Source organism: Streptomyces albidochromogenes (genome assembly GCF_005981925.1).
In the GTDB taxonomy this organism is placed as follows: domain Bacteria; phylum Actinomycetota; class Actinomycetes; order Streptomycetales; family Streptomycetaceae; genus Streptomyces; species Streptomyces albidochromogenes.
This window is the reverse complement of sequence record NZ_VBVX01000014.1, coordinates 1-24248: the sequence shown is the minus strand read 5'-3', so window position 1 is coordinate 24248 and position 24248 is coordinate 1. Positions and strand designations below refer to the sequence as shown.

Below are 24248 nucleotides of genomic sequence, written 5' to 3'. Positions count from 1 at the left end.
TGTCTCTGAGAGAACATCGCCCGACCAGTCCACCGCAAGGGCCAATGCGCAGCCGGTGGATCGTTTTGTCAGCTGCCGGGACGGTCGGCCAGCGCCACCGGGGGCTCGTCGTCCATTTCGAAGGCCAGCGGGAACGGCGCGTGGCCCGCCAGCCGGAACCAGCGCACCTTGCGGTGGCGGCGCAGCGCCCGTGCGGCGCGTACGGAGTCGTTGTGGAAGCGCCGGGCCATCGGCACCCGGCGCACGGCCGCCGCCAGCTCCCCGGCCGCGTCCTCACCGCCGGGGGCCTCCTTGACCGCCTCGACCTGCGCCGTCTCCCCGAACACCGCCCGCAGGGCCTGGCTGAGCTCGCTCTCCGCCACCTCCCGGTGGTCCTCCTCGGCCTGCCGGGCGGCGTGCGCCGCCTGGTAGAGGAGGATCGACGCGGCGGGATCGAGCACCCCGGAGGTCGCCAGCTCCTGGGTGACCGAGGCGCGGCGCAGCAGCTGGGCGTCGAGCGCGGCGCGGGAGGCGTCGATACGGGCGTGCAGGCGGTCCAGCCGGCCCGCGGTCCAGCTGAGGTACAGCCCGATCGCGAAGAGGGCTACGACGATCCAGATGAGGGTTGCGGTCACGGGCGGCTACGTTACCCGGGCCCGGCGGAGCCCCGGCCGGCCACCGGCGCCCGGCCCGGATCAGTCCCGGGCCAGCCCGAACCGCGCCCGCAGCCCCGAACGTTCGTCGGTGTCCACCGACGCGGCGCCGTCCGTCACCGTCTCGTACACCGACAGGATGTCGGCCGCCACCGTCGACCAGTCGAAGCGCCGTACGTGCGCCGAGCCCTTCAGCCGCAGCTCGGCCAGCCGCTCCGGATCGCCGAGCAGCCGCACCGCGGCCGAGGCCAGCGCGTCGGCTTCCTCGTTGGCGAAGAGCTCGCCCGCGGACCCCTGGTCGAGCACCTGCGCGAACGCGTCGAGGTCGCTCGCCAGGACGGCGGCGCCCGCCGACATCGCCTCCACGAGGATGATGCCGAAGCTCTCGCCGCCGGTGTTCGGCGCGACGTACAGGTCGACACTGCGCAGCAGCCGCGCCTTGTCCTCGTCGCTGACCATGCCGAGGAACTCGACGCGCCCGCGCATCTCCTTCGGCAGCGAGGCGACCGCCTCCTCCTCGTCCCCGCGCCCCGCCACCAGCAGCCGCGCGTCGGGGCACTCGGCCAGGATCTTCGGCAGCGCGCGCATCAGGACGGGCAGGCCCTTGCGGGGCTCGTCGATGCGGCCGATGAAGCCGATCGTCCGCCCCTGCCACTGCGCCTTCGGCTCCGCTTTCGCGAAGAAGTCGACGTCGACCCCGTTGGGGATGACGACCGCGTCCCCGCCCAGGTGCTCGACCAGCGTGCGGCGCGCGTACTCGCTGACCGCGATGCGCGCGCTGATCTTCTCCAGCGCCGGCTGGAGGATCGGGTACGCCGCGATCATCGCCCGCGACTTCGGGTTGGAGGTGTGGAAGGTGGCGACGATCGGCCCCTGCGCGGCCCAGCAGGCGAGCAGCCCGAGCGACGGCGAGGTCGGCTCGTGGATGTGGATGACGTCGAAGGTGCCGTCGTGCAGCCAGCGCCGTACCCGCGCGGCGGAGAGGAACCCGAAGTTCAGGCGGGCGACCGAGCCGTTGTACGGCACCGGGACGGCCCGGCCGGCCGAGACGACGTACGGCGGCAGCGGCGTCTCGTCGTCGGCCGGCGCCAGGACGGAGACCTCGTGCCCGAGCCCGATGAGGTGCTCGGCCAGGTCCCGGATGTGGAACTGGACGCCGCCCGGAACGTCCCACGAGTACGGACAGACAATGCCGATCTTCACGAAGTCTCCTGACGCGGCTCGAGGTCGTCGAGCCACAGCCGTTGCAGCATGTGCCAGTCCTCGGGGTGCTCGGCGATGCCGGTGGCGAAGGCGTCCGCGAGCGCCTGCGTCATGACGGACGTCTTCTCGGCCCGCGTGCCGGTCTCCGGTACGTCGACGGGCGGGTGGACCCGTGCCCGCATGACCGGTGAGTCGTCGTACCAGAGGGTCGCGGGCAGCAGCACCGCCCCGGTCTGCTGGGCGAGCAGCGCGGGCCCGCCGGGCATCCGCGCCGTGTCGCCGAAGAACTTCACCTCGGTGCCCGACGCCGACAGGTCGCGGTCGGCGACCAGGCAGACCAGGCCGCCGGCGCGCAGCCGCCGCGCCAGGGTCCCGAAGGCGCTGCCGCCCTCGTGCGGCAGGACCTCCATCCCGAGGCTCTCGCGGTACGCGACGAACCGGTCGTACAGCGTCTCGGGCTTGAGCCGCTCGGCGACGGTCGTGAACGGGACTCCGAGCGCGGTGGTGACCCAGGCGCCCGCGAGGTCCCAGTTGGCCAGGTGCGGCAGCGCGAGCACGACGCCCCGCCCGGCGTCCAGGGCCTCCGTCAGACGGTGCACCTCCTGGACCTCCACACCGTCGCCGACGCGCTCCTTGCTCCACGCGGGCAGCCGGAAGGACTCCATCCAGTAGCGCATGTACGAGCGCATGCCGGCCCGGGACAGCTCGGCCAGGCGCTCGGGGCCGGCGTCGGGGACGACCCGGGCGAGGTTGGACTCCAGGCGCAGCACACTGCTCCCGCGCCGCTTCCAGACGGTGTCCGCGATCCGGCGTCCCAGGGCGACGGACACCGGCTCGGGCAGCTTCTTGACGGTGGCCCACCCGAGGCCGTACAGGCCGTCCGTCAGCCGTTCCCTGGCGCCGCTCACGAGGTGGCCTCACTCCCCGGCGCGGCGGCGGCGTCCGCCTCGGCCGCCTCCCTGCGTACGGTCACGACCCGCTGGCCGAGCGTGACGAGGCTGCCCACGGCCACAATCCACAGCGCGAAGGGCAGCAGGACGTCGATGCGGGGCACGCCGAAGCCGTGCAGTCCGGCCAGTCCGGCGGCGACGAGCGTGATGACGAGCCGCTCGGCGCGCTCCACGAGGCCGTTGACCGCCACCGGCAGTCCGATGGACTCGCCGCGGGCCTTCGTGTACGAGACGACCTGGCCGCTCGCGAGACAGAAGATCGCGACCGCGCACAGCACGTTGTCGTCGCCGCGGCCCGCGTACCAGAGCGCGATTCCGCCGAAGACGGCCGAGTCGGCGACCCGGTCGAGGGTCGAGTCGAGGAAGGCGCCCCAGCGGCTCGACACCCCCGCCTGCCGCGCCATGTTGCCGTCGACGAGGTCGGAGAAGACGAACAGCGTGATGACGATCGTGCCCCAGAAGAACTCTCCCCGGGGGAAGAAGACCAGCGCACCCGCCATCACTCCGGCCGTACCGATGAGCGTCACCGCGTCGGGGCTCACCCCTCGGCGGAGCAAGAACGCGGCGAACGGTGTGAGGACACGCGTAAAGAATGCACGCGCGTACTTGTTCAGCATGGCCTTCCCGAGGGTCGGTGCGCCGTGCGGCCCCTATGGCCACCGGCTGGCCCATCGTAGCGACGACCCGCCTGTGACCGTGCCGGGGCATCGCCGGGCCGTCACAGGGGCTCCTGGCGCCTGCCGGTCGCGTACTACGTATGGACGCGCCGTGGCCGGAGTGGAAAGCTCGAATGACCGCGGGCGTCACTGGTGTCGCCTCGTCACTGCGGCTCCCACATGTCCGCGCCCCCTCTCCTCACCGTGCTCGAACTGGGAGGCAAGGATCATGGGCGGTAAGACGCACACCCACCCCGGAGCCGCCGGCAGGGCGGCAACGGCCGACCGGCCCTCGTCGATACGCAACGTCGTGCTGGTCGGCCACAGCGGATCGGGCAAGACGACCCTGACCGAGGCTCTCGCGCTGGCGACGGGAGCGGTCAACAGGGCGGGCCGCGTCGAGGACGGCGCGACCGTCTCCGACTACGACGAGATCGAGCACCGCCAGCAGCGCTCGGTGCAGCTGTCGCTGGTCCCCGTCGAATGGGGCGGCGTGAAGATCAACCTCATCGACACCCCCGGATACGCCGACTTCGTCGGGGAGCTGCGGGCCGGACTGCGGGCGGCGGACGCCGCCCTCTTCGTCGTCTCGGCCTCGGACGGGGTGGACGGCTCGACCCGGATGCTCTGGGACGAGTGCGCGGCGGTCGGCATGCCGCGGGCGATCGTCTTCACGCACCTCGAAGCGGCCAGGTCCGACTTCGACGAGATGACCCGGGTCTGCGCGCGGACCTTCGGCGGCGACGACCCCGACGCCGTACTGCCGCTGTACCTGCCGCTGTACGGGCCCCAGGGAGCGGACGGCCACGCCCCCGTCGAGGGGCTCGTCGGCCTGCTGTCGCAGCGGGTCTTCGACTACTCGTCCGGCGAGCGCAAGGACTCGCCGCCGGACGGCGAGCAGGTGCCGCGGATCGAGGCGGCCCGCAGCAGGCTGATCGAGGGGATCATCGCCGAGAGCGAGGACGAGACCCTCATGGACCGGTACCTCGCGGGCGAGGAGATCGACTACAAGACGCTCGTCGACGACCTGGAGCGGGCCGTGGCGCGGGGCACATTCCATCCGGTGCTCGCCGCCGCCCCGCCGACGGACGGGAACCGCGAGGGCATCGGCACGGTCGAGCTGCTGGAGCTGATCACGGGCGGCTTCCCGACCCCGGCCGAGCACGAGGCGCCCGCCGTCACCACACCGGACGGCCGGCCACGCCCGCCGGTCACCTGCGACCCCGACGGGCCACTGGCCGCCGAGGTGGTCAGGACGGCGTCCGACCCGTACGTCGGGCGGGTCAGCCTGGTACGGGTCTTCTCCGGCACCCTGCGGCCCGACGAGACGGTGCACGTGTCGGGCCACGGCCTGACGGACCGCGACCACGAGGGCCAGGACCTCCACGAGGCGGACGAGCGGATCGGCGCCCTGTCCTCGCCGTTCGGCAAGCAGCAGCGCACCCTGAACCGCTGCATCGCGGGCGACATCGCCACCGTCGGCAAGCTCATGCGGGCCGAGACCGGGGACACCCTGTCGTCGAAGGACGACCCGCTGCTGATGGAACCGTGGACCATGCCCGACCCGCTGCTGCCGCTCGCCATCGAGGCGCACAGCAAGGCGGACGAGGACAAGCTCTCCCAGGGGCTCGCCCGGCTGGTCGCCGAGGACCCGACGATGCGCCTGGAGCAGAACCAGGACACCCGGCAGCTGGTCCTGTGGTGCCTGGGCGAGGCCCACCGCGACGTCGCGCTGGAGCGGCTGCGCAGCCGGTACGGGGTGCGGGTGGACGTCGTACCGCACAAGGTGTCGCTGCGCGAGACGTTCGGGGCGAAGGCGTTCGGGCGCGGGCGCCACGTGAAGCAGTCCGGCGGCCACGGCCAGTACGCGATCTGCGAGATCGAGGTGGAGCCGCTGCCGCCGGGGAGCGGCATCGAGTTCGTGGACAAGGTCGTGGGCGGCGCGGTGCCGCGCCAGTTCATCCCGTCCGTGGAGAAGGGGGTACGCGCGCAGGCGGGGCGGGGCGTCGCCGCCGGCCACCCGCTGGTGGACGTACGGGTCACGCTGACCGACGGGAAGTCGCACTCGGTCGACTCCTCCGACGCGGCGTTCCAGACGGCGGGCGCGCTGGCGCTGCGCGAGGCGGCGGCCGAGGCGCGGATCCATCTCCTGGAGCCGGTCGCCGAGGTGGTGGTGCTGGTGCCGGACCCGTACGTGGGGCCGGTGATGAGCGACCTGTCGGGACGGCGGGGGCGCGTGGTCGGGACCGAGCAGGCGGGGCAGGGGCGCACGCTCGTGCGCGCGGAGGTCCCGGAGATCGAGATCGGGCGGTACGCCGTGGACCTGCGGTCGGTCTCGCACGGCACCGGGCGGTTCAGCCGCTCGTACGCCCGCCACGAGCCGATGCCGCCGCAGCTGTCCGGCAGGATCCGCGAACAGGCCGAAAACGGATCATAGTTGGCAGGCCGCCCGTCCAATTCGATTGCGACGGGCGGCATTTCACTGTCCGATGACGGGCAGGGTCATCCCCGGGGCCGCACCCGGCCGCGCCGGATACGCTGGTGTGCTCCGGGGCGCCCCGTTCCGGAAGGTGTGCGGGGCAGGGCAGTTGGGCAAAGGCCGCAGGAGCGGTTGCGTGCGGCGATGGGGGCAGCAGTGGCGGATGACGGGTTCGACTTCTCACCGGGGGCGCAGGTCCCGCTCCAGGGCGCCGCGGGCCAGACGGCCGCGACGCAGGCCCTGGCCTCGGCGGCGTACCGCGACAGCCCGGTGACCGAGATCCTCAAGGCCAACAGCGAATGGCACAAGTCCGAGGTGAAGAAGGGCAAGCTCTCCCTCCTCGAACCGAACCTGGGCGAGGCCTTCTCGCGCGCCGTCCAGGTGCGCATGCTCGGCGGGGCCCGCAAGGCGCTCATCCAGTCCTTCGGCACCGAGCCGCAGACCGTCGTCGAGCACTGCCTCGCCGCCACCCGCATCCGCAAGGAGCGGGACGCCAGGCTCACCGCCGTCATGGCGCTCTTCGGCCTGCTCTTCCTGCCCGGCCTGCTCATCTGGCTCGCCGTGTTCCAGCTGCGCCGCACGATCGCCGGCGCCCAGGGCAAGCGGGCCGGCGCGTTCGGCACCGCCGCCCTGGTCGCCGTGGGCGGCCTCCTCCTGATCCTCCTCGTCATGCTGCCCCTCGACGGAGTCCTGGCGATCTACCTGCGGGCGATGCTCGTCGCCCCCGTCGTCGGCTGGGTGCTGGCCAAGCGGATCAGCGAGTCCACGGCCAAGGACATGCGGGCCCGCTGGGAGGGCCTGCTGAGTGGCGGCGGCGTGGGCGCGAAGATCCCCGAAGCCGTGCCCCGCGACCCCAACGAGTCCGCCGCCGAGCAGTTGCGCCAGTCGCTCGCGAAGCTCACCGCCGAGCAGTACAGCAATTCGGTCTTCTACGCGGGCCCCAAGGGGATACTCGGCATGGGCACCCGCTGGGGCAGCTGGCAGCTCGCCGAGGAGCTCGTTCCCCGCGAGGCCGGCAAGGAGATCCACGGCTTCCGCAGCTGGGACGTCATCCGCGCCATCCACGACCAGCTGCGCATGCTGGAGCGCGGCCCGCTGCACACCGGCGGCTTCCCCAAGCCGTCCGTACGGCACTGGATCGTCGCCCCGATCGGTGAGAACGCGGGCGAGGTGGCCAGGCCCGACGGCCAGGACGTCGACGCGTTCCAGATCAAGGGCCACGAGATACAGCGGATCTGCAACGAGCAGCAGTTCGGCGCCGGGAACCGCCACTACCTGGGCGTGCAGTTCACCCTGTGGGACGGCCAGCTGGTCATCACCATGCTGATCACGGTCACCGTGCTGCACGAGACGCTGCGCATCGAGGTCACCGGCCACGCGCTGGGTCCGGTCCACTCGCTCTTCACCACGAAGCCCGCGGCCAAGACGGTCACGGTCAGCAAGCCGGTCAGGTTCTGGGAGACGGTCGACAAGAACCTGCCGCTCGTCGACGCCAACGAGGTGGTCAGGCTGGCGGTGCGCGCCCCGTTCACGTGGTTCCCGCCGGTCCTCGACTACTTCGGCGGCAAGATCGTGCTCCCCGAGCCCTTCGGCCTGCGGCACGCCTGGGCCGAGAAGCCCTGGCGGCACCGCTTCATGGCCGACGACGCGATGCGCGCGGCCACGCCCGTACTGCGTGTGGTGCACGCGGCGGCGATCCGCGTGCTCGACGATCACGGCGTGGACACCGACCGCTTCACCAACCGGTCCCTCGTCCTCAGCGGCCTGGTCCAGGACGCGGCGCCCAGGAAGGCCGACGTCTACGACGCGTAGGCCCGCCGGTAGGCGGCCCGCTCAGCGCGCCTCGGGCCAGGCGTCGGCGAGCATCGTGCGGGTGTCCCCCAGCAGCTGCGGCAGGACCTTGGTGTGCCCGACGACCGGCATGAAGTTGGTGTCGCCGCCCCAGCGCGGCACCACGTGCTGGTGCAGGTGGGCGGCGATGCCCGCCCCGGCGACCGAGCCCTGGTTCATCCCGATGTTGAACCCCTGGGCGCCGGAGGCCGTGCGCAGGGCCGTCATCGCGCGCTTGGTGAAGGTACCGAGCTCGGCGGTCTCGGCGTCGTCGAGGTCCGTGTAGTCGGCGACGTGGCGGTACGGGACGACCATCAGGTGGCCGCCGTTGTACGGGTAGAGGTTCAGCACCGCGTACACGTGCTCGCCGCGCGCGATGACGAGCCCGTCCTCGTCGGACTTCGCCGGAATCGAGCAGAACGGGCAGCCGTCTTCGGCCCCCGGACCGGTCGGCTTGTTCTCCCCCTGGATGTACGCCATCCGGTGGGGCGTCCACAGGCGCTGGAACGCGTCCGGCGTCCCCACTCCGATCTGCTGCTCCGGCTCAATCGTCATGGAGTGCAGCATATGACTTGGCACCCGCCGGACGTGTCGCCGGGGCGAGGCGGGCCACCCGGCGGCCATGCTGGGCCGATGCACGACGATCGCGACAGTCCGCTGGGGCGGTGGGAGGAGCGGGCCGAGCTTCCGCTCTTCGCCGCGTCGCTCCTCTTCCTCGCCTCCTACGCGGTCCGCGTGCTGGCGCACGACCTGGCCCCGGTCTGGCGGGACGCGTGCGTGGCGGTGACCGTGAGCCTGTGGGCGCTGTTCGTCGCCGACTACGCGGTGCGGTGGCGGCTGTCGGGCCGGAGGATGGGGTTCGTCCGCACCCACTGGCTGGACACCGTCGTGCTGGTGCTCCCGCTGCTGCGCCCGGTCCGCATGGTGCGGGTGTACGGGGCGGTGCAGCGCAGGCGGGACCGGCCCCGGCTGAGCCTGCACGCCCGGGTGATCACGTACGCGGGTCTGACGGCCGTGCTGCTGGGCTTCGCCGGCGCCCTGTCCGTCTACCACCAGGAGCACGCGGCGCCCGGCGCGTCGATCCGTACCTTCGGAGACGCCCTGTGGTGGACCTGCTCGACGCTGACGACGGTGGGGTACGGGGACGTGGCGCCGGTGACGTGGGCCGGCCGGCTCATCGCGGTCGGCATGATGGGCGGCGGCCTGGCACTGCTGGGAGCGGTGACGGGCTCCTTCTCGGCCTGGCTGATCCAGACGTTCGCGCAGGAGGACGAGAACAGGCCCCCGGCGGGCTGACCGCCCCGCCGGGGCCTGTTCTCACCGTGCGCGCACGGGAGGGGCCGTCACACCTGGACGCGGCGCTCCACGACGTCGGCGATCTTCGCCAGCGCCTCCTCGCGGGGGATGCCGTTCTCCTGCGACCCGTCCCGGTAGCGGAAGGAGACGGTGCCCGCGTTCATGTCCTCGTCACCGACGATGATCATGAAGGGGACCTTCTGCTTCTGCTGGTTCCTGATCTTCTTCTGCATCCGGTCCGAAGAGGCGTCGACCTCGACCCGCAGCCCCTTCTTCTTCGCGTCGGCGGCGAACTCCTGGAGGTACGGGATGTGCGCGTCGCCGATCGGGATGCCGACCGCCTGCACGGGGGCGAGCCACGCCGGGAACGCGCCCGCGTAGTGCTCCAGGAGCACCGCGAAGAAGCGCTCGATCGAGCCGAACAGGGCGCGGTGGATCATCACCGGGCGCTGCTTGCTGCCGTCGGGGCCGGTGTACTCCAGGTTGAAGCGCTCCGGCAGGTTGAAGTCGAGCTGCACGGTCGACATCTGCCAGGTGCGGCCGATGGCGTCCTTGCACTGGACGGAGATCTTCGGGCCGTAGAAGGCCGCGCCGCCCGGGTCCGGGACCAGCGGAAGCCCCTGCTTCTCGGCGACCTGGCGCAGCGTCTCGGTGGCCTCTTCCCAGATCTCGTCCGAACCGACGAACTTCTCCGGGTCCTTGGTGGACAGCTCCAGGTAGAAGTCGGTCAGGCCGTAGTCGCGCAGCAGGCCGAGGACGAAGGTGAGCGTACGGTCGAGCTCCTCCGCCATCTGCTCCTTGGTGCAGTAGATGTGCGCGTCGTCCTGGGTGAAGCCGCGGGCACGGGTCAGGCCGTGCACGACGCCGGACTTCTCGTACCGGTACACGGTCCCGAACTCGAAGAGGCGCAGCGGCAGTTCACGGTAGGACCGGCCCCGCGCGTCGAAGATCAGGTTGTGCATCGGGCAGTTCATGGGCTTGAGGTAGTAGTCCGTGCCCTCGTCGAGCTGCATGGGCGGGTACATGCCGTCGGCGTACCAGTCCAGGTGACCCGAGGTCTCGAAGAGCTTCCCCTTGGTGGCGTGCGGGGTGTAGACGAACTCGTACCCCTCCTCCTCGTGCCGGCGGCGCGAGTAGTCCTCCATGACCCGGCGGATGATGCCGCCCTTGGGGTGGAAGACGGCGAGGCCGGAGCCGATCTGCTCGGGGATCGAGAAGAGGTCCAGCTCGCTGCCGAGCTTGCGGTGGTCGCGCTTCTCGGCCTCGGCGAGGAACTCCAGGTGCGCCTTCAGCTCGTCCTTCGACGGCCACGCGGTGCCGTAGATGCGCTGGAGCATCGGGTTCTTCTCGCTGCCGCGCCAGTAGGCGGCGGCGTTGCGCATCAGCTTGAACGCGGGGATGTTGCGGGTGGTGGGCAGGTGCGGACCCCGGCAGAGGTCCTTCCAGCACAGGTCGCCGGTCTTGGCGTCGAGGTTGTCGTAGATGGTCAGCTCGCCGCCGCCCACCTCGACGTCCGCGCCGTCGTCGCTGGACGCGGAGCCCTTGATGCCGATGAGCTCCAGCTTGTACGGCTCGTCCGCCAGCTCCTCGCGCGCGGCCTCGTCGGTGACGACGCGGCGCGAGAAGCGCTGCCCGCGCTTCTGGATCTCCTGCATCTTCTTCTCGACGGCCTTGAGATCCTCGGGGGTGAACGGCTTCTCGACGTCGAAGTCGTAGTAGAAGCCGTCCTTGACCGGCGGGCCGATGCCGAGCTTCGCCTCGGGGAAGAGCTCCTGCACGGCCTGCGCCATCACGTGCGCGGTCGAGTGGCGCAGGATGTTCAGGCCGTCCTCGGACGAGATCTCGACCGGCTCGACCTCCTCGCCGTCCGCGACGACGTACGCCAGGTCCTTCAGCTCGCCGGCCACCCGCGCGGCCACGACGGTGCGCTCGCCGGGGAAGAGTTCCGCCGCCGTGGTGCCCGTCGTCACCACGCGCTCTTCCCGCTCGGAATCGCGTTGGATGAACACACGGACGTCTGACACCGGTCTCTCCTGACTGAGGGGGTCGCGCGTAAGTGCTTGCGCGCGTGGCTAGTAACTGTACCGAGCCGGGTGACCTCCTCGCGAAACGGTTAATCCCCGCCGCACGCCTCCTCGAAAAAGTCCAGGTTCTCGTGGAGCGACTTCATCAGCCGGTCCCGCTCCGCGTCGTCCACCTGCACGGGCACCACACTCCGCGCGCCGGTGAGCCGCCGGAAACCGCCCCGGCTCTCCAGCTGCCCGTGGACCCTGATCGGCAGCCCGACCAGGTGGGCGTGGCCCGCTATCCGGTACGCCTCCTCGTCGAGCACCATCCGTACGTGCGGCACCTCCGCGCCCGCCAGGACACGCAGCCGCACCGTGCCGGACCCGCGCGGCCCCGAGCGCCGCATCCGCACGACGGCGCCGGTGATCCGTACCGCGACGGACGGCTCGTCGAGCGTGTAGCGCGCGGCCGCCGCGCGCAGCGCCGGCAGGTCGCCGGGTGAGAACTCGACCGCCTCGGGACGCGCCGCGCACCCCTCGGGCACTCCGGCGCCCGGCGACCACTCCAGCCCGATCCGCGCGCCCTCCGAGCCGTGCACCAGCGCGATCACCGCGTCCGTCAGCTCGCGGCTCACCCCCGCCTCGACAGCGGAGTCGAAGGCGTCCATGCCGCCCGTCGCCCGCTGGTAGTCGACGGCCTCGCGGGCGGCGTGCAGCGCGTGGTGCAGCCGTACGACCGCCCCGCGCCCCACCTGAACCGGTACGAACGCGGTGAGCGCCCGCCCGCCGGGCGCCGGTCCCACCAGGACGCCCTCCAGCGACGCCTGCGCCTGCCGCCGGTGCCGCGCGCCGTAGTACCCGGCGCGCCCCCGCGCGGCGAGCGCCCCCGCGAGCAGCAACTGGCGTGCCGCCGAGCGCAGTTGCTCCTGCGCCGTCCAGGACGCGGCTCCCGAAGGGCTCTCCGGTACGTCGCGCCACCACCTGATCTCGTCGCTCGGCACGGCGAGCGAGACCAGCACCTCGCGGGCGGAGGGCGCGGCGCAGCGGGCGAGCGCGGTCAGCGCCTCGCCGAGCAGGTCGTCGCTGTCGGGGAACGCCCTGCTTTCCGGTACGAGCAGGCTGGTGGCGCCGCCGGAGGGACCCGGCGGGGTCCAGCGCGCGTAGCGCCCCGCCGCGCCGCCGCGCCGCCGCCAGCCGTGCCGGGCGAGGAGCACGCCGAGCACGGCGGGGTCGACCTGCGCGGGGTCGGGCCCCACGCAGGCGTCCCAGACGCCGGGCCCCGCGGCGAAGCCGCCGTCGGGCTCCGTGCTCGGGTGTGGTCGTACGGGCTCGTCGTTCGGCCGGTGCCGCATCAGGGTCTCCCTCCCGCCCCGACCCGGGTCATGATCTCGCAGAGCGCGCGGTCGTCGAACATCCGCGAGGTCGGGATCCGCACGGTGGTCCTGCGCCTGCCCGTCACCGGGTGTCCGGCCAGGTTGGTCCAGTAGCAGCAGTGCCGCAGGTCGAGCCGGTCGTGGCCGGCGCGCAGCCAGTCCTCCTGGGTCCGCGGCACGATCATCACGACCAGGATCTTGTGCACCGACACCGGGCTGCGGGCGAGCTTCTCCAGGTGCGCGTTGTCGAGCGTGAAGGAGAAGGCGCCGCCGGCCGGGTGCGGCGGGATCTGGTAGGTGCACTTGAGCTGCACCTTGATGGTGACTTCGTCGTCGACCGTGTGCTCGGGAGCGCTGTGGCTCACGTGCCAGTCGATGCCGTTGTCCGGGAACGGCTGTGAGAGAGAGCATCCCGCGGCCGCCGCGACCGCGTGCAGATAGCCCACCTGAAGAGTCTCCATGCAGGCGGTGGTGGCGAGTCCGCCGCGCAGCGGTGCGATCCGCTCGGGCAGCAGCCCGCCCGGTTCGGGCTGCGTGAGCGCCATGGCTGACGGTGCCTTCCGGGCTGTTGCCGATCTTTCCCCGCGACGGTCCGTCAACCGCCCGTGCCGTCACCTGTGTTGTCTCCGCTCCGCCTGCCCCGCAAACGGCGTACCGGGCAAACGTCCCGGGTATCACCGGTTCGGGCAGGGGACGCACGCCATCTGCCATGGGAGCAAGAGGAGTTCGACATGACGTGCTGGTACGAAGGACCCCTCGCCGCGTTCGATACCGAGACGACGGGGGTGGATGTCGAGGAGGACCGCATCGTCTCCGCCGCGCTGGTCGTGCAGGACGCGCCGGGCGGGCGGGTGCGGGTGACGCGCTGGCTGGTGAATCCGGGCATCCCGGTGCCGGCCGAAGCGGCCGCGATCCACGGCCTGACGGACGATCATCTCCAGCGCAACGGCCGCTGGCCCGCCCCCGTCATGGAGGAGATAGCCAGGTGCCTGACCGAGCAGAGCATCGCCCGCCGGCCGCTGGTCGTGATGAACGCGCCGTTCGATCTGACGCTGCTGGACCGTGAGCTGCGCCGACACCGGGCGTCCTCGCTGACGCGCTATCTGGACAGCCGCCCGCTGTGCGTACTGGACCCGCGCGTCCTGGACAAGCATCTCGACCGCTACCGCAAGGGCCGCCGTACGCTCACCGACCTGTGCGCGCAGTACGAGGTGGAGCTGGACGGGGCGCACGACGCGGCCGCCGACGCGACCGCCTCGCTGGAGGTCGTACGCGCGCTGGGCCGCCGTTTCGCCGCGCGTCTCGAACGGCTCTCGCCCGCCGAGCTGCACTCCCTCCAGGCGGTGTGGCACGCGGCGCAGGCACGCGGTCTGCAGGCGTGGTTCGCCCGCAACGGGTCGGAGGAGGCGGTGAATCCGGCGTGGCCCCTGCGCCCCGAGATCCCGGCGGCCGCCGCCTGACCGGCCGGGCGCACGGGACACCCGCACGGTGCGGGGGCACGAAAAAGCCGGTCCGTCGGTGACGGACCGGCCTTTCCCGGGTGGGCGATACTGGTTTCGAACCAGTGACCTCTTCGGTGTGAACGAAGCGCTCTCCCACTGAGCTAATCGCCCGGGAACGGACTGAACCATACAACCCCTCGCGGGTTGGGTTCAAACCGCGAGGGCCGCCGCGAGCGCACGACGCCCGCCGCGCATCATCAGCGCGTGGTTGGCGATGAGGAGGGGGCGCCCGAGTACGGCGAGCCGGCGCACCAGGGCTTTGCGGACCTCGACCTCCTGCTCGTACACGGCGCGCGTCCCGTCCGCGCCGCGCGGCCGCACCGTCCAGCGGGCCCAGCCGTCCATGTCGCCGCTCATGGCGACCTCCAGCACGCCGGCTTCGGGCACGCGCCGCTTCTCGCGCACGGTGACGACCAGTTCGTACGGCAGGAAGGAGCGCACACGGACGACGCCCGTGCTCTCGTCGAGACGGGTGACGCCCCGCACCTGCGGCCACCAACGGGGGTACGCGTCGACCTGTTCGAGGGCGGTGTAGACCGCGCCGGGCGGGGCGGGCAGGTCCCACACGCTGCGAAAGCGGTAGTGGCTCCAGTTCATGCCCGGAGTGTGCCCGCGTGGCGTACTCACGCACCGATCTGAGTATCAGAACCCATGTCCCGGAGTGTGGCGGCCACCACACTCATCGGCATGGAGAACGCGCCACCGCCCGCCGAGGAACTGGTGATCCTCGACCGCGAACTGGGACACCTCGAAGCCCGTCGCGCCCAACTGCTGGCCCGCAGGGCCTGGCTGCTCGATGTCATGCGGCAGTCCGCCGTCGCCGCGCAGTACCCGCCGAGCCCCTCTCACCCCTTCGCGCCGCCCGCCCCTCGGGACGCCTCGCCGCGCGGGGCGCAGAACGTGCTGCTCACGCTCGGCGGCGTCCTGCTGACGATCGCCGCCGTCGCCTTCACCCTGGTCAGCTGGGGCCACCTGGGCATCGGCGGCCGCTCGGCGGTGCTGGCCGCCGTCACGGCGTTGGCGCTGGCGGCGCCCGCCGCGCTGCTGCGCCGGGGGCTCGTGTCGACCGCCGAGTCGGTGGCCGCGCTCGGCCTCGCCCTCACGGTCCTCGACGTGTACGCCCTGCACCGGGTGGCGATGCCGGACACGGACGCGCTCGCGTACGCCGCGGGCGGTTCGGCGGCGCTGGCGGCGCTCTGGGCGGCGTACGGTCTGGGCCTGGGCCGGCTGCGCCTGCCGCTGCCCGCGGCGCTGATCGCCGCTCAGCTCCCCTTCCTGCTCTGGGCGGTGGCCGCCGACGCGGGTCCGCTCACGCTCACCTGGGCGCTGCTGGCGACGGCGGCGCTCGACGTCGCCGTGGCACTGCGGGGCAGGGGCCGCGGGGTCCGTCCCCTGGCGTGCGTCCTGGCCTGGGCGGCGGGAGCGGGGACGCTGCTGGGCGCCGGCGCGCTGTCCGTGGCGGCGGGCGGCTTCGGCGCAGCGGTGCGCCCGGGCGCACTGCTGCTGGCCGTCGCGGCCCTGGCGGCGTTCGCCGCCCGGTGGACGCCGGCGCCGCGCGGCGGCGGGGCACCGGAACCCGCGCCGCACGGCACACCGCAGCCGGCCGGCGCTCCGGCGGGTGCCCCGGCGGCGGGGGCCGCCTCGGTCCCCGCCGCCTGGTCGCCGCACGCCGTCGCCGCCTGGGCCGTGGCCGCGCTGGCCGTACTGGCCGCCGTCGGCGGGGTGCTGCGGCCCGTCGTGCCGGGCGCGTGGGCGGTACCCGTCTACGTGCTGTGCGCCGTGGCGATGCTGGCCGCCGTACGGCCGGGCCTGCCGCGCCCGATGGTCCTGGGTGCGGCCGGGTCGTCGGGCGCCGTGCTGGCGCTGGGCGCGCTGTGGGCGCTGCCGCCGGTCGCCGTCGCCGTCCTGGGGCCCGTCCGCTGGGCCGAACGCGTCTGGTCGGGCGCCCCCGCCGGGGCCCGCGAGGCGCTGGCCTCCGGGACGTCCTGGCCCTGGCCCTCCACCACCCCGGTGGTCCTGCTCATCGCGGCCGCCGTCCTCGCGGTGGCGCATCACCGCACCTCCCCGGGCCGCGCCCGGCGCGAGCCGGCGGCGTGCGGCGCCCTGGCCCTGGCCTGGGCGGCGGCGTACAGCGTCCCGGCGGCCCTCGGCCTCGGCCACCCGGTGGCCCTCGCCGTCTACGCGCTCCTGACCGCCGCGCCCCTGGCCCTCGCGGTACGCCCCACCGCCGCCGGTGCGGGACACGCGCCCGGCGGGCCGGTCGCGCTCACCGCGTTCGGCTGCGCCCTCGCGGCGGCCCTGTCCGTCTCGCTGTTGGCGCTGGCCGCGCAGGCCGCGACCTTCGCCGTGCTCGGGGTGCTGCTGGCGCTCTTCGCGACGGCCGCCGTGCTCGGCGGCGGGCCCGTCGTCCCGGCCGCCTCCGCCGCCGCGGCCGTCGCGTTCGCGACCGGGCTGAGCGGTGCCTTCGCCGCCTCGATGGAGTTGCCGGCGCACCGGGCCGCGTTGCTGGTCCTCGCCGTGCCGGCGCTCGCCGCCGTACTCGCCGCCCGGGTCCGCGGGCACGTCACCGCGCTGCCCCTGGAGGTGTCGGGCGCGGCGGCGGCGCTGGTCGCGATCGCGCTGGCGACGGGCGACGCGCCCACGCTCGCGCTGGTCCTGGCCCTGTGCGGGGTGATCGCCGCCGGCACGGCCGTACGGGCCGACCGGCGCCCCGTCGGGTACGCGGCGGCCGCTCTCCTCGTGCTGGCCACCTGGGTCCGCCTCGGCGCCTCGGACGTGGCCACGCCGGAGGCGTACACGCTGCCCGTGACCGTGCCGGCTCTGGTGATCGGCTTGCTGCGCCGGCGGCGCGACCCGCGGGCCTCGTCCTGGACGGCGTACGGCCCCGGTCTCGCCGCGACCCTCCTGCCGAGCCTGATCGCGGCCTGGGGCGACGGGCACTGGCTGCGCCCGCTGCTGCTGGGGGCGGCGGCGCTGGCGGTGACCCTCACGGGCGCCAGGCACCGGCTCCAGGCGCTGCTGGTGCTCGGCTCCACCGTGCTCGCCCTGGTCGCGCTGCACGAGCTGGCGCCGTACGTCGTCCAGGTCGTCGGCGCGCTCCCCCGCTGGCTGCCGCCGGCCCTCGCCGGGCTGCTGCTGCTGGCGGTCGGGGCGACGTACGAGCAGCGGCTGCGCGACGCGCGCCGGCTGCGGGACACGCTGGGGCGGATGCGGTGAACGCCGAAGGCCCGGAAGACTCTCGTCTTCCGGGCCTTCGGTCCGGGTGGGCGATACTGGGTTCGAACCAGTGACCTCTTCGGTGTGAACGAAGCGCTCTCCCACTGAGCTAATCGCCCCGGCGCTCCGCACACATTACCCCATGTCAGCGGGTCCCCCGAACCCCCTGCCGGTCACTCGTCGATGTTCCAGGGCATCGCCATGCCGAACTTCCAGACGTAGATCCCGACCAGCACCGCGACGATCACCAGACCGACCGTCGTCAGGATCAGGTTGCGCCGCCGGACCCTGGGGTCGAGCGCCTTCTGCGCCGCCTCGGTGACCTTCCGCTTCGTCCAGCGCAGGACCAGCTGTGCCCACACGAACTCGGTGGCCCAGATCGCCATGCCGCCGAAGATCACCAGCCAGCCGGGTCCCGGCAGCGGCAGCATGACCACGCCCGCCGCCACGACCGCCAGACCGATGACGAAGACCCCGACCTGCCAGCTCAGGTGCAGGGTGCGATAGCGCTTGACGACCTGCGGCGCCCGCGACCCGAGCTCCCGCTCGCCCCCGGTCGCGCCCCCCTCGGCGGGCTCTGCGGTCGCCGGGCCGACGACTTCTTCCCGCTCGTTACTCTCCGCGTTCATGAAGCCCAACCTACCGGACGTGATCGCGTGGCTGGAATGGTCGTACTGCCTCAAGTGTCACTCCGCCGTACGAGGTACCTGAAGCGCCGCAAAAAGGTCAGAGGGGTTTACAACGACACCGTAGGTGGCATGTCGATTTCGCCGACGTGCGAATCCCCGAGCGCACACTGAGCGAAAGGCCCTGGCGCTTATGAACACCACGGTCAGCTGCGAGCTGCACCTGCGCCTCGTAGTGTCGAGCGAGTCATCACTGCCTGTACCCGCGGGCCTGCGGTATGACACGGCCGATCCCTATGCCGTGCATGCCACCTTCCACACCGGAGCCGAGGAAACCGTCGAGTGGGTGTTCGCCCGCGATCTCCTCGCCGAGGGCCTGCACCGGCCCACCGGTACCGGAGACGTCAGAGTCTGGCCGTCCCGCAGCCACGGCCAGGGTGTCGTCTGCATCGCACTGAGCTCCCCGGAAGGAGAAGCCTTGCTCGAGGCCCCGGCGCGGGCCCTGGAATCGTTCCTCAAGCGGACGGACGCCGCGGTTCCACCGGGCACCGAGCATCGCCACTTCGACCTCGACACCGAACTCTCACACATCCTGGCGGAGAACTGAGCCAGACCGAGAGCCACCCAGCGCCGTCCGACTCGGGGCGACGGCGAGGGGCGGACAACTGCATACGGCACACACCGGCGCCGTCTCCGCGGATACCACCGCGGCGACGGCGCCGGTGCGCTTCACGCACGAGCCGCTAAAGTCGTCCGGCATCTGCGGGCGCCCGCCCGCGGCAGGCCAGGGAGCGAATCGTGCTGATCCCCCACGACACCCGGCGCGCCCTCGACGTCGTCGTCGATCTGGTGAACACGGCACCGGAGAGCGACCAGGGCGACCGGCTCGCCGACATCGAGGCGCTGTACGGCTTTGTGCGCCTCCACCACGTCAGCGACGTGGGAACGCTCACCGGCGCGGACCTGAGGGCCGTACGGGACGTGCGAGGGCGCTTCGCGCAGGTGTTCGCGGCGCCCGACCCCCGGGCCTGTGCGGAGCTGATCAACCAGCTCGTGGCGGCCGCCGGCACCACGCCCCGGCTGACCGACCACGACGGCTTCGACTGGCACGTGCACTACTTCGCGCCCGGCGCCTCGATCGCCGACCACCTCGCGGCGGACTGCGGCATGGCGCTGGCCTTCATCGTGGTCTCGGGCGAGCAGGAGCGGCTGCGCCGGTGCGAGGCACCGGACTGCCGACGGGCCTTCGTCGACCTGTCGCGCAACCGGTCCCGCCGCTACTGCGACAGCCGCACCTGCGGCAACCGGCTGCACGTGGCGGCGTACCGGGCGCGGCGCAAGGAAGCCGCGGGCTGACGCGGCGCGCGGCGCCGCCCGGCAGCAGGGGCCTCACAGCAGGAAGAGGTCGTGCATCGCGGCCATCAGCAACAGGAAGCCGATCACCCCGAGGAAGATCATCAGGGGTGGCTGGGAAAGCGCGAACAGGCAGCCGCGCGGTTCTTCGGTGGGTGCGGGGGCCTCGCCCCGGGATGTGTCCAGCATCTCGGGCCGATGATGACGCAGGCCGACCACCCCCTACGACCAACACGCCCACCTGCGCCCGCAGTTCGCCGGATCTTGGCCATACGCGATCTTCCACTGATCACTTCGGCATCCGAGTTGCCAGCTTTCGCTTCACAAGCCGCACCGCCGCGCGCCGGGCCGCCCATGGCGTGCCCGCGCGGATGACGTGCTTCCTCAGATGCCGTGCTTCTTCAGGATCGCCTCGATGTCGCTGAAATCGTCGCCGCCCCGCGCCTTCGCGCCGGACCCCTGCCGCCGCTGCGGCGCGGCCGCCGGGGCCCCCGCGGCGAGCGACGGCGCGGCCGCTCCCGGAGCGGCTGCCTCGCGCCCCGCCGCCCGCGCGGCCCGGCGCTCCTTGCGGGTGCCGCCGCCGCGGCGCTCCACCGCCCTGGTGGTCATGAAGAGCACCCAGGACAGGGCGAGCACGCCGAATCCCGCCCAGACCTGCGGCTTGAGGGCGATGCCCGAAACCCACTCGACGACACCGGTCATCACCAGCCCGACCGGCACGAGCGCGTACGCGGCGATGCGCGTCGCGGCCAGGAATCGCTTGCGGTACGCGGTGATCGCGGCGATGCCCAGACCGGCCGCGGACACCGCGGAACAGATGGTCTCTGCCAGCATCCGGTCCTCCAGCCCCAGGGTGTGCGTTCCCCTCCATCCTGCACCGGACCGCGCCGGCCGGGCCATGCCCCCGGCGGACCTCAGGGAGATCTCGGGGGCGCGCTCCTCCCCAGGTCCCGGTTGGGGCGCGGGGGCCGGGGCTGGAAGACTGGCCCCATGACCGATTCCTCCTCCGCCCGCCCCGTCGTCCTCGACGTCTGGTGCGAGCTCCAGTGCCCCGACTGCCACGCCGCCCTGGACGACGTGCGTGCCCTGCGTGAGCGCTACGGCGACCGGCTCGACGTACGCCTGCGCCACTTCCCCCTCGAGAAGCACAAGCACGCCTACGCCGCCGCGCAGGCCGCGGAGGAGGCCGTCGACCAGGGCAAGGGCTGGCCGTACGTGGAGGCCGTGCTCGCCCGGAACGAGGAGCTGGCGGCCAAGGGCGAGCCCCTGCTGCTGGAGGTCGCGGCCGGACTCGGGCTGGACGCGGAGGAGTTCGACACCGCCCTGATCGACGGCAGGCACCTGCTGATCGTCGACGCCGACCAGGCCGAGGGCAAGGCCATCGGTGTCACGGGTACGCCGACGTACGTGATCGACGGCGAGCGCCTGGACGGCGGCAAGAGCCAGGAGGGGCTGCGCGCGCGTATCGAGGCGATCGTCGACCGGCTGCTCGGCTGACCGCACGCGGCCCGCGACGCCGCGTCAGAGCAGCTGCTTGAAGAGGTGGTACGACACCGGTTCGTAGCCCAGCGATTCGTACAGCCGCAGGGCCGGGGTGTTGTCCGTGTAGACGTTGAGTCCCACGCGCTCCAGCCCGGCCGCCAGCGTCTCCCGCTCCGCGAGCAGCAGCAGCGCCCGCCCGAGCCCCTGGCCCCGGCACTCCGCCGGCACCTCGACATCGAAGACGTAGGACCCGCTCTGCCCCGGGTGCGGGTGGCGCAGCGCCAGCCAGAGCGTGCCCACCACCGCGCCGTCGCGGACCAGAACGCCCAGGTACGTGTCCGGGGTGGCGGCCCCGCCGGACAGGGCGGTCGCGTGGTCCGCCTCGGACTTGGCCCGCGCCGCCTCCTCGGACCAGCCGCGCGCGGTCAGGGTCCGGACGTACCCGGCCTTGGTGTGGACGAGCCAGGTCGCGAACTCGTCCTCGGTCATCGGCCTGCCCACGACGCCCCCGGGCAGGCCGGGCGGCTGTGCGGGCAGCGCCTTGGTCATGACGCGGCGGCGTTCCGTGTAGCCGAGGGCCGCCGCCAGGCGGAGCGCGGCCGACGCCCCCGCCGGAACGGAGATCTCCACCTGCCCACAGCCCCAGCCGCGCAGCACCTCCTCGGCGGCGAGCGCGGCGACCGTCGCCCTGCCACGGCGCCGGTCGGGCTCGTCGATGCGCAGTGCGGCGATCCGGCCGACGGCGCCCACGCCGCCGGCGCGGGGGTCCGCGGACAGTTCGACGGCGCCGACCGGGCGGCTGTTCACGCACACGTCGTACGTACGTGACCTCGCGCCGTCGAGGCCCTGCTGAAGCGGCGCTGTCGGCCGCAGAGTCGTGGTCATCAGGGGGAGTTCTACCCGCCGGACGGCCGTCCGTCATCCCCGCGGGGCGGACACCTCCGGCCGGGCGGCCTACGGGTCCAGGTCGGACGCGGCCCGTTCGTCGAAGACCCGCATCGCCTTGGCCGTCACCGGGCCCGGCGCGCCGGGCAGTTGACGGCCGTCGACCCGGTGCACCGCCTGCACGTCGCGCAGCGTGGACGTCAGGAAGACCTCGTCGGCCCGCTCCAGCGCGTCCATCGGCAGGTCGGCCTCCTCGGCGCCCGTCCACTCGGCGGCCAGGGCGCGCGTGATGCCCGCCAGGCAGCCGGAGGAGACCGGCGGGGTCAGCAGCCGGCCTTCGAGTACGACGAAGACGTTGGAGCCGGTGCCCTCGCAGAGCTGCCCGACGGTGTTCGCGAACAGCGCCTCCGACGCCCCGTGTTCGTGGGCGCGGGCAAGTGCGACGACGTTCTCGGCGTACGACGTGGTCTTCAGGCCGGTGAGCGCGCCGCGCTCGTTGCGCGTCCAGGGGACGGTGATCACGGCGGTGCTGTCGGGCCGGCGGGCCGCCTCCCCCACCGCGACGATCAGGGTGGGGCCGGTGTCGCCGCGCTCGGAGCCGAGCGGTGACAGGCCGCCGGTGTACGTGATCCGCAGCCGGCCGAGCGCCATGGGATTGGCCTCCAGCACGGCGGCGCAGGCCCTGCGCACCTCGTCGAGGTCCGGCTCGGGCAGCCCGAGGCCGCGCGCCGAGCGGGCCAGCCGGTCCAGGTGGCGGGTGAGGGCGAAGGTCCGCCCGGCGGTCGCCTTCACCGTCTCGAAGATGCCGTCGCCCACGGTCAGTCCGTGATCGAGTACGGACACCCTGGCGGTCGCCGCATCCCGCAGCCCGCCGTCGACCCAGAGTTTCATGACGCGGTCCTTCCCGTCTCCCGGTAGGTGCCCGACGCTACCGCGAGCAGCCGGGACGCCTTGAGTTCGGTCTCCGCCCACTCGCGCTCGGGGTCGGAGCCCCAGGTGATGCCCGCACCCGTACCGAACCGGAGGACGGGGCCGCCGGGGAGGGCGCGGTCGATCCAGAAGGTGCGTATGCCGACGGCCAGCTCGCCGGTGCCGCGGTCGGCGTCGACCCAGCCGACGCCTCCGCAGTACGGGCCGCGCGGCGCGGTCTCCAGCGCCTCGATGATCGCCAGGGCGCTCGACTTGGGCGCGCCGGTGACCGAGCCCGGCGGGAACGTCGCCCCGAGCAGCTCGGCCCACCCGGCGCGGGGCGCGAGTTCGGCGCGCACCGTGGAGACGAGGTGGACGAGGCCGGGGTGCGGTTCGACCACGCACAGTTCCGGCACGGTCACGGAGCCGGCGACGGCGACCCGTCCGAGGTCGTTGCGCACCAGGTCGACGATCATCACGTTCTCGGCGTGGTCCTTCTCCAGGAGATCGCCGGCCGTGCGTCCGGTGCCCTTGATGGGCCCCGACTCGACGGTCCGCCCGTCGCGCCGCAGGTAGAGCTCGGGGGAAGCGGTGGCTATCTCGACGCCGTGCGCGGGCAGCCGGATCGTTCCCGCGTACGGCGCCGGGTTGCCCCGCGCGAGCAGGGCGGTGAGCGCGTCCACGTCGGCCCGCGCACCGGCCCGGTCGGGCAGCGGCGCGGTCAGGACGCGGCACAGGTTGGCCTGGTAGACGTCGCCGGCGGCTATGTGCTCGCGGATACGGCGCACTCCGGCCGTGTACGCGGCGCGGTCCATCGACGACGTCCAGTCACCGGCCGAGGGCCCGAGCCAGGCCCCGGGCACCGGGGCGGGGACCGGTTCGGTGCGCACGTCGCCGAAGCGGGCGCACACGAGACCGCCCTCGAAGTCCGCGGTGACGGCCCAGAAGCCGGCGGAGTCGAGTGCGGCGGGATCGCTGGTCACATCGCGCAGATCGGTGGCGACAAGGCCGCCGAAGCGGGCCAAAGGGGGAAGGTCGTGCACGGCCCCGAGTCTAGAGCGGACCGCGATGACCTGCGCCGGGGCGGAGGCAGCGCAGCACGCTGCACAAACGCGTTTTTGTACTGGCCCCGGAATCCGCTAGAGTTCAACACGTCGCCGGGACACGGAACGCCCCGGTAAGACAAGCGGACGTGGCTCAGTTGGTAGAGCATCACCTTGCCAAGGTGAGGGTCGCGAGTTCGAATCTCGTCGTCCGCTCGGTGTGGGGGATCTTCCCGACCCCCTGTCATTCACTCCTGGTGGAGTGGCCGAGAGGCGAGGCAACGGCCTGCAAAGCCGTCTACACGGGTTCAAATCCCGTCTCCACCTCCAAGGACGATTAGCTCAGCGGGAGAGCGCTTCCCTGACACGGAAGAGGTCACTGGTTCAATCCCAGTATCGTCCACTGGAACCCCGGAAACGGGTGTCCGTCCCGCGCGATTAGCTCAGCGGGAGAGCGCTTCCCTGACACGGAAGAGGTCACTGGTTCAATCCCAGTATCGCGCACGCAGTCAGCACGACCGCAAGATCAACTGAATGAATCCCGCGCGATTAGCTCAGCGGGAGAGCGCTTCCCTGACACGGAAGAGGTCACTGGTTCAATCCCAGTATCGCGCACCACCAGCAAGCAGCCCCCGGCCGGGACATCGGCCGGGGGCTGCTTCGTGTGCCGGTCGGGTCAGGACGAGAAGAGCATCCGGCCGAAGCCCTTCTGCCGGTGCCCGCCGTAGTGGCCTTGCTGGTGCCCGCCGTGGTGGCCGTGCTGCGGGGCGCCCCAGGCGGGCGCGGGGGCGGCGGGGTAACCCTGGG

At 72.7% G+C, this 24248-nt stretch carries 23 protein-coding genes, 7 tRNA genes and 1 pseudogene; 13 read left to right on the top strand and 18 right to left on the bottom strand.

The features are described from left to right. Positions 1-68 precede the first annotated feature (68 nt). From E2E34_RS03640 to pgsA, 4 genes are read right to left on the bottom strand one after another with little or no spacing between them, the layout of a single operon-like run. Positions 69-614, bottom strand: a complete 546-nt coding sequence (locus E2E34_RS03640) for a hypothetical protein (RefSeq protein ID WP_138900433.1) — start codon at positions 612-614, stop codon at positions 69-71. Positions 615-674: 60 nt separating this feature from the next. Further along, positions 675-1835 (bottom strand): glycosyltransferase family 4 protein, encoded by a 1161-nt coding sequence (locus tag E2E34_RS03635; protein WP_138900432.1) that lies wholly within the window; start codon positions 1833-1835, stop codon positions 675-677. After that, positions 1832-2743, bottom strand: coding sequence for a phosphatidylinositol mannoside acyltransferase (locus E2E34_RS03630; protein WP_138900431.1), 912 nt, complete (start codon positions 2741-2743; stop codon positions 1832-1834). Before E2E34_RS03630 ends, E2E34_RS03635 begins: the two co-directional genes overlap by 4 nt. Further along, positions 2740-3402 carry a phosphatidylinositol phosphate synthase gene (gene pgsA, locus E2E34_RS03625; protein ID WP_138900430.1) on the bottom strand — a complete coding sequence of 221 codons (663 nt, stop codon included), beginning with the start codon at positions 3400-3402 and terminating at the stop codon, positions 2740-2742. The genes E2E34_RS03630 and pgsA overlap by 4 nt, the downstream gene beginning before the upstream one ends. A 268-nt stretch (positions 3403-3670) precedes the next feature. On the opposite strand from pgsA, the gene E2E34_RS03620 reads away from it, so the two are divergent. Together E2E34_RS03620 and E2E34_RS03615 are read left to right on the top strand one after the other, a co-directional pair. Then, positions 3671-5878, top strand: coding sequence for an elongation factor G-like protein EF-G2 (locus E2E34_RS03620; protein WP_138900429.1), 2208 nt, complete (start codon positions 3671-3673; stop codon positions 5876-5878). 198 nt (positions 5879-6076) lie between these two features. Beyond that, on the top strand, positions 6077-7732 hold the full coding sequence (locus tag E2E34_RS03615; protein WP_138900451.1) for an AbeC-like domain-containing protein: 1656 nt from the start codon (positions 6077-6079) through the stop codon (positions 7730-7732). A gap of 21 nt (positions 7733-7753) precedes the next feature. On the opposite strand, the gene E2E34_RS03610 is transcribed toward E2E34_RS03615, so the two are convergent. Further along, a complete protein-coding gene (locus E2E34_RS03610) occupies positions 7754-8317 on the bottom strand; it encodes an HIT family protein (protein WP_138900428.1) in 564 nt (187 codons plus the stop codon). Between the two features lie 66 nt (positions 8318-8383). Between E2E34_RS03610 and E2E34_RS03605 the strand changes: the two genes are divergently transcribed. Further along, the gene (locus tag E2E34_RS03605) at positions 8384-9046 is read left to right on the top strand and encodes a potassium channel family protein (RefSeq protein WP_244315490.1); all 663 of its coding nucleotides are present in this window, start codon (positions 8384-8386) and stop codon (positions 9044-9046) included. A 47-nt stretch (positions 9047-9093) separates the two neighbouring features. Here E2E34_RS03605 and thrS read toward each other — a convergent pair whose 3' ends face one another. The 3 genes from thrS to E2E34_RS03590 all read right to left on the bottom strand — a co-directional run bounded on the left by thrS (position 9094) and on the right by E2E34_RS03590 (position 12970). Further along, complete coding sequence (gene thrS, locus E2E34_RS03600) at positions 9094-11070, bottom strand: threonine--tRNA ligase (RefSeq protein ID WP_138900426.1); 1977 nt, start codon at positions 11068-11070, stop codon at positions 9094-9096. Between the two features lie 89 nt (positions 11071-11159). Continuing rightward, the gene (locus E2E34_RS03595; protein ID WP_138900425.1) at positions 11160-12404 is read right to left on the bottom strand and encodes a hypothetical protein; all 1245 of its coding nucleotides are present in this window, start codon (positions 12402-12404) and stop codon (positions 11160-11162) included. After that, complete coding sequence (locus E2E34_RS03590; RefSeq protein ID WP_138900424.1) at positions 12404-12970, bottom strand: DUF4365 domain-containing protein; 567 nt, start codon at positions 12968-12970, stop codon at positions 12404-12406. The genes E2E34_RS03595 and E2E34_RS03590 overlap by 1 nt, the downstream gene beginning before the upstream one ends. 186 nt (positions 12971-13156) lie before the next feature. Here E2E34_RS03590 and E2E34_RS03585 point away from each other — a divergent pair, with 186 nt between their 5' ends. Then, positions 13157-13885, top strand: a complete 729-nt coding sequence (locus tag E2E34_RS03585) for a 3'-5' exonuclease (RefSeq protein ID WP_138900423.1) — start codon at positions 13157-13159, stop codon at positions 13883-13885. A gap of 81 nt (positions 13886-13966) precedes the next feature. Here E2E34_RS03585 and E2E34_RS03580 read toward each other — a convergent pair. Together E2E34_RS03580 and E2E34_RS03575 are read right to left on the bottom strand one after the other, a co-directional pair. After that, positions 13967-14038: transfer RNA gene (locus tag E2E34_RS03580), tRNA-Val, on the bottom strand. A gap of 39 nt (positions 14039-14077) precedes the next feature. Next, positions 14078-14524 (bottom strand): SRPBCC family protein, encoded by a 447-nt coding sequence (locus tag E2E34_RS03575; RefSeq protein ID WP_138900422.1) that lies wholly within the window; start codon positions 14522-14524, stop codon positions 14078-14080. A 90-nt stretch (positions 14525-14614) separates the two neighbouring features. Between E2E34_RS03575 and E2E34_RS03570 the strand changes: the two genes are divergently transcribed. Further along, positions 14615-17143, top strand: coding sequence for an SCO7613 C-terminal domain-containing membrane protein (locus tag E2E34_RS03570; RefSeq protein ID WP_138900421.1), 2529 nt, complete (start codon positions 14615-14617; stop codon positions 17141-17143). A 47-nt stretch (positions 17144-17190) separates the two neighbouring features. Here the strand turns inward: E2E34_RS03570 and E2E34_RS03565 are convergent. Both E2E34_RS03565 and E2E34_RS03560 read right to left on the bottom strand, forming a co-directional pair. Further along, positions 17191-17262, bottom strand: a tRNA-Val gene (locus E2E34_RS03565). A 54-nt stretch (positions 17263-17316) separates the two neighbouring features. Continuing rightward, a complete protein-coding gene (locus tag E2E34_RS03560) occupies positions 17317-17772 on the bottom strand; it encodes a TIGR02611 family protein (protein ID WP_138900420.1) in 456 nt (151 codons plus the stop codon). Positions 17773-17962: 190 nt separating this feature from the next. Here E2E34_RS03560 and E2E34_RS03555 point away from each other — a divergent pair, with 190 nt between their 5' ends. Together E2E34_RS03555 and E2E34_RS03550 are read left to right on the top strand one after the other, a co-directional pair. After that, the gene (locus E2E34_RS03555; RefSeq protein ID WP_003987206.1) at positions 17963-18376 is read left to right on the top strand and encodes an SsgA family sporulation/cell division regulator; all 414 of its coding nucleotides are present in this window, start codon (positions 17963-17965) and stop codon (positions 18374-18376) included. A gap of 191 nt (positions 18377-18567) precedes the next feature. Further along, positions 18568-19125 carry a CGNR zinc finger domain-containing protein gene (locus tag E2E34_RS03550; RefSeq protein WP_138900419.1) on the top strand — a complete coding sequence of 186 codons (558 nt, stop codon included), beginning with the start codon at positions 18568-18570 and terminating at the stop codon, positions 19123-19125. Positions 19126-19158: 33 nt separating this feature from the next. On the opposite strand, the gene E2E34_RS35245 is transcribed toward E2E34_RS03550, so the two are convergent. Both E2E34_RS35245 and E2E34_RS03545 read right to left on the bottom strand, forming a co-directional pair. Further along, the gene (locus E2E34_RS35245; protein ID WP_167368049.1) at positions 19159-19311 is read right to left on the bottom strand and encodes a hypothetical protein; all 153 of its coding nucleotides are present in this window, start codon (positions 19309-19311) and stop codon (positions 19159-19161) included. A 195-nt stretch (positions 19312-19506) separates the two neighbouring features. Then, positions 19507-19956, bottom strand: coding sequence for a hypothetical protein (locus E2E34_RS03545; protein WP_138900418.1), 450 nt, complete (start codon positions 19954-19956; stop codon positions 19507-19509). 156 nt (positions 19957-20112) lie between these two features. Here E2E34_RS03545 and E2E34_RS03540 point away from each other — a divergent pair, with 156 nt between their 5' ends. Further along, entirely contained in the window at positions 20113-20619 is a 507-nt protein-coding gene (locus E2E34_RS03540; RefSeq protein ID WP_138900417.1) for a DsbA family protein, read from the top strand. A 24-nt stretch (positions 20620-20643) separates the two neighbouring features. On the opposite strand, the gene E2E34_RS03535 is transcribed toward E2E34_RS03540, so the two are convergent. From E2E34_RS03535 to E2E34_RS03525, 3 genes are all read right to left on the bottom strand, one after another. Beyond that, positions 20644-21489, bottom strand: a complete 846-nt coding sequence (locus E2E34_RS03535; protein WP_138900416.1) for a GNAT family N-acetyltransferase — start codon at positions 21487-21489, stop codon at positions 20644-20646. Between the two features lie 69 nt (positions 21490-21558). After that, positions 21559-22380, bottom strand: coding sequence for an aminotransferase class IV (locus tag E2E34_RS03530; RefSeq protein WP_138900415.1), 822 nt, complete (start codon positions 22378-22380; stop codon positions 21559-21561). Then, a complete protein-coding gene (locus tag E2E34_RS03525) occupies positions 22377-23441 on the bottom strand; it encodes a chorismate-binding protein (RefSeq protein ID WP_138900414.1) in 1065 nt (354 codons plus the stop codon). The genes E2E34_RS03530 and E2E34_RS03525 overlap by 4 nt, the downstream gene beginning before the upstream one ends. A 143-nt stretch (positions 23442-23584) precedes the next feature. Between E2E34_RS03525 and E2E34_RS03520 the strand changes: the two genes are divergently transcribed. The 5 genes from E2E34_RS03520 (at position 23585) to E2E34_RS03500 (ending at position 24059) form a co-directional block, all read left to right on the top strand. Continuing rightward, positions 23585-23657, top strand: a tRNA-Gly gene (locus E2E34_RS03520). Between the two features lie 40 nt (positions 23658-23697). Beyond that, positions 23698-23771: transfer RNA gene (locus E2E34_RS03515), tRNA-Cys, on the top strand. 1 nt (position 23772) lies between these two features. After that, positions 23773-23844 (top strand) — tRNA-Val (locus E2E34_RS03510). A 29-nt stretch (positions 23845-23873) separates the two neighbouring features. Further along, positions 23874-23945: transfer RNA gene (locus E2E34_RS03505), tRNA-Val, on the top strand. Positions 23946-23984: 39 nt separating this feature from the next. Beyond that, positions 23985-24059, top strand: a tRNA-Val gene (locus E2E34_RS03500). 58 nt (positions 24060-24117) lie between these two features. On the opposite strand, the pseudogene E2E34_RS36200 reads toward E2E34_RS03500, so the two are convergent. Continuing rightward, a pseudogene (locus tag E2E34_RS36200) lies at positions 24118-24248 on the bottom strand (zf-TFIIB domain-containing protein); the annotation flags it as partial.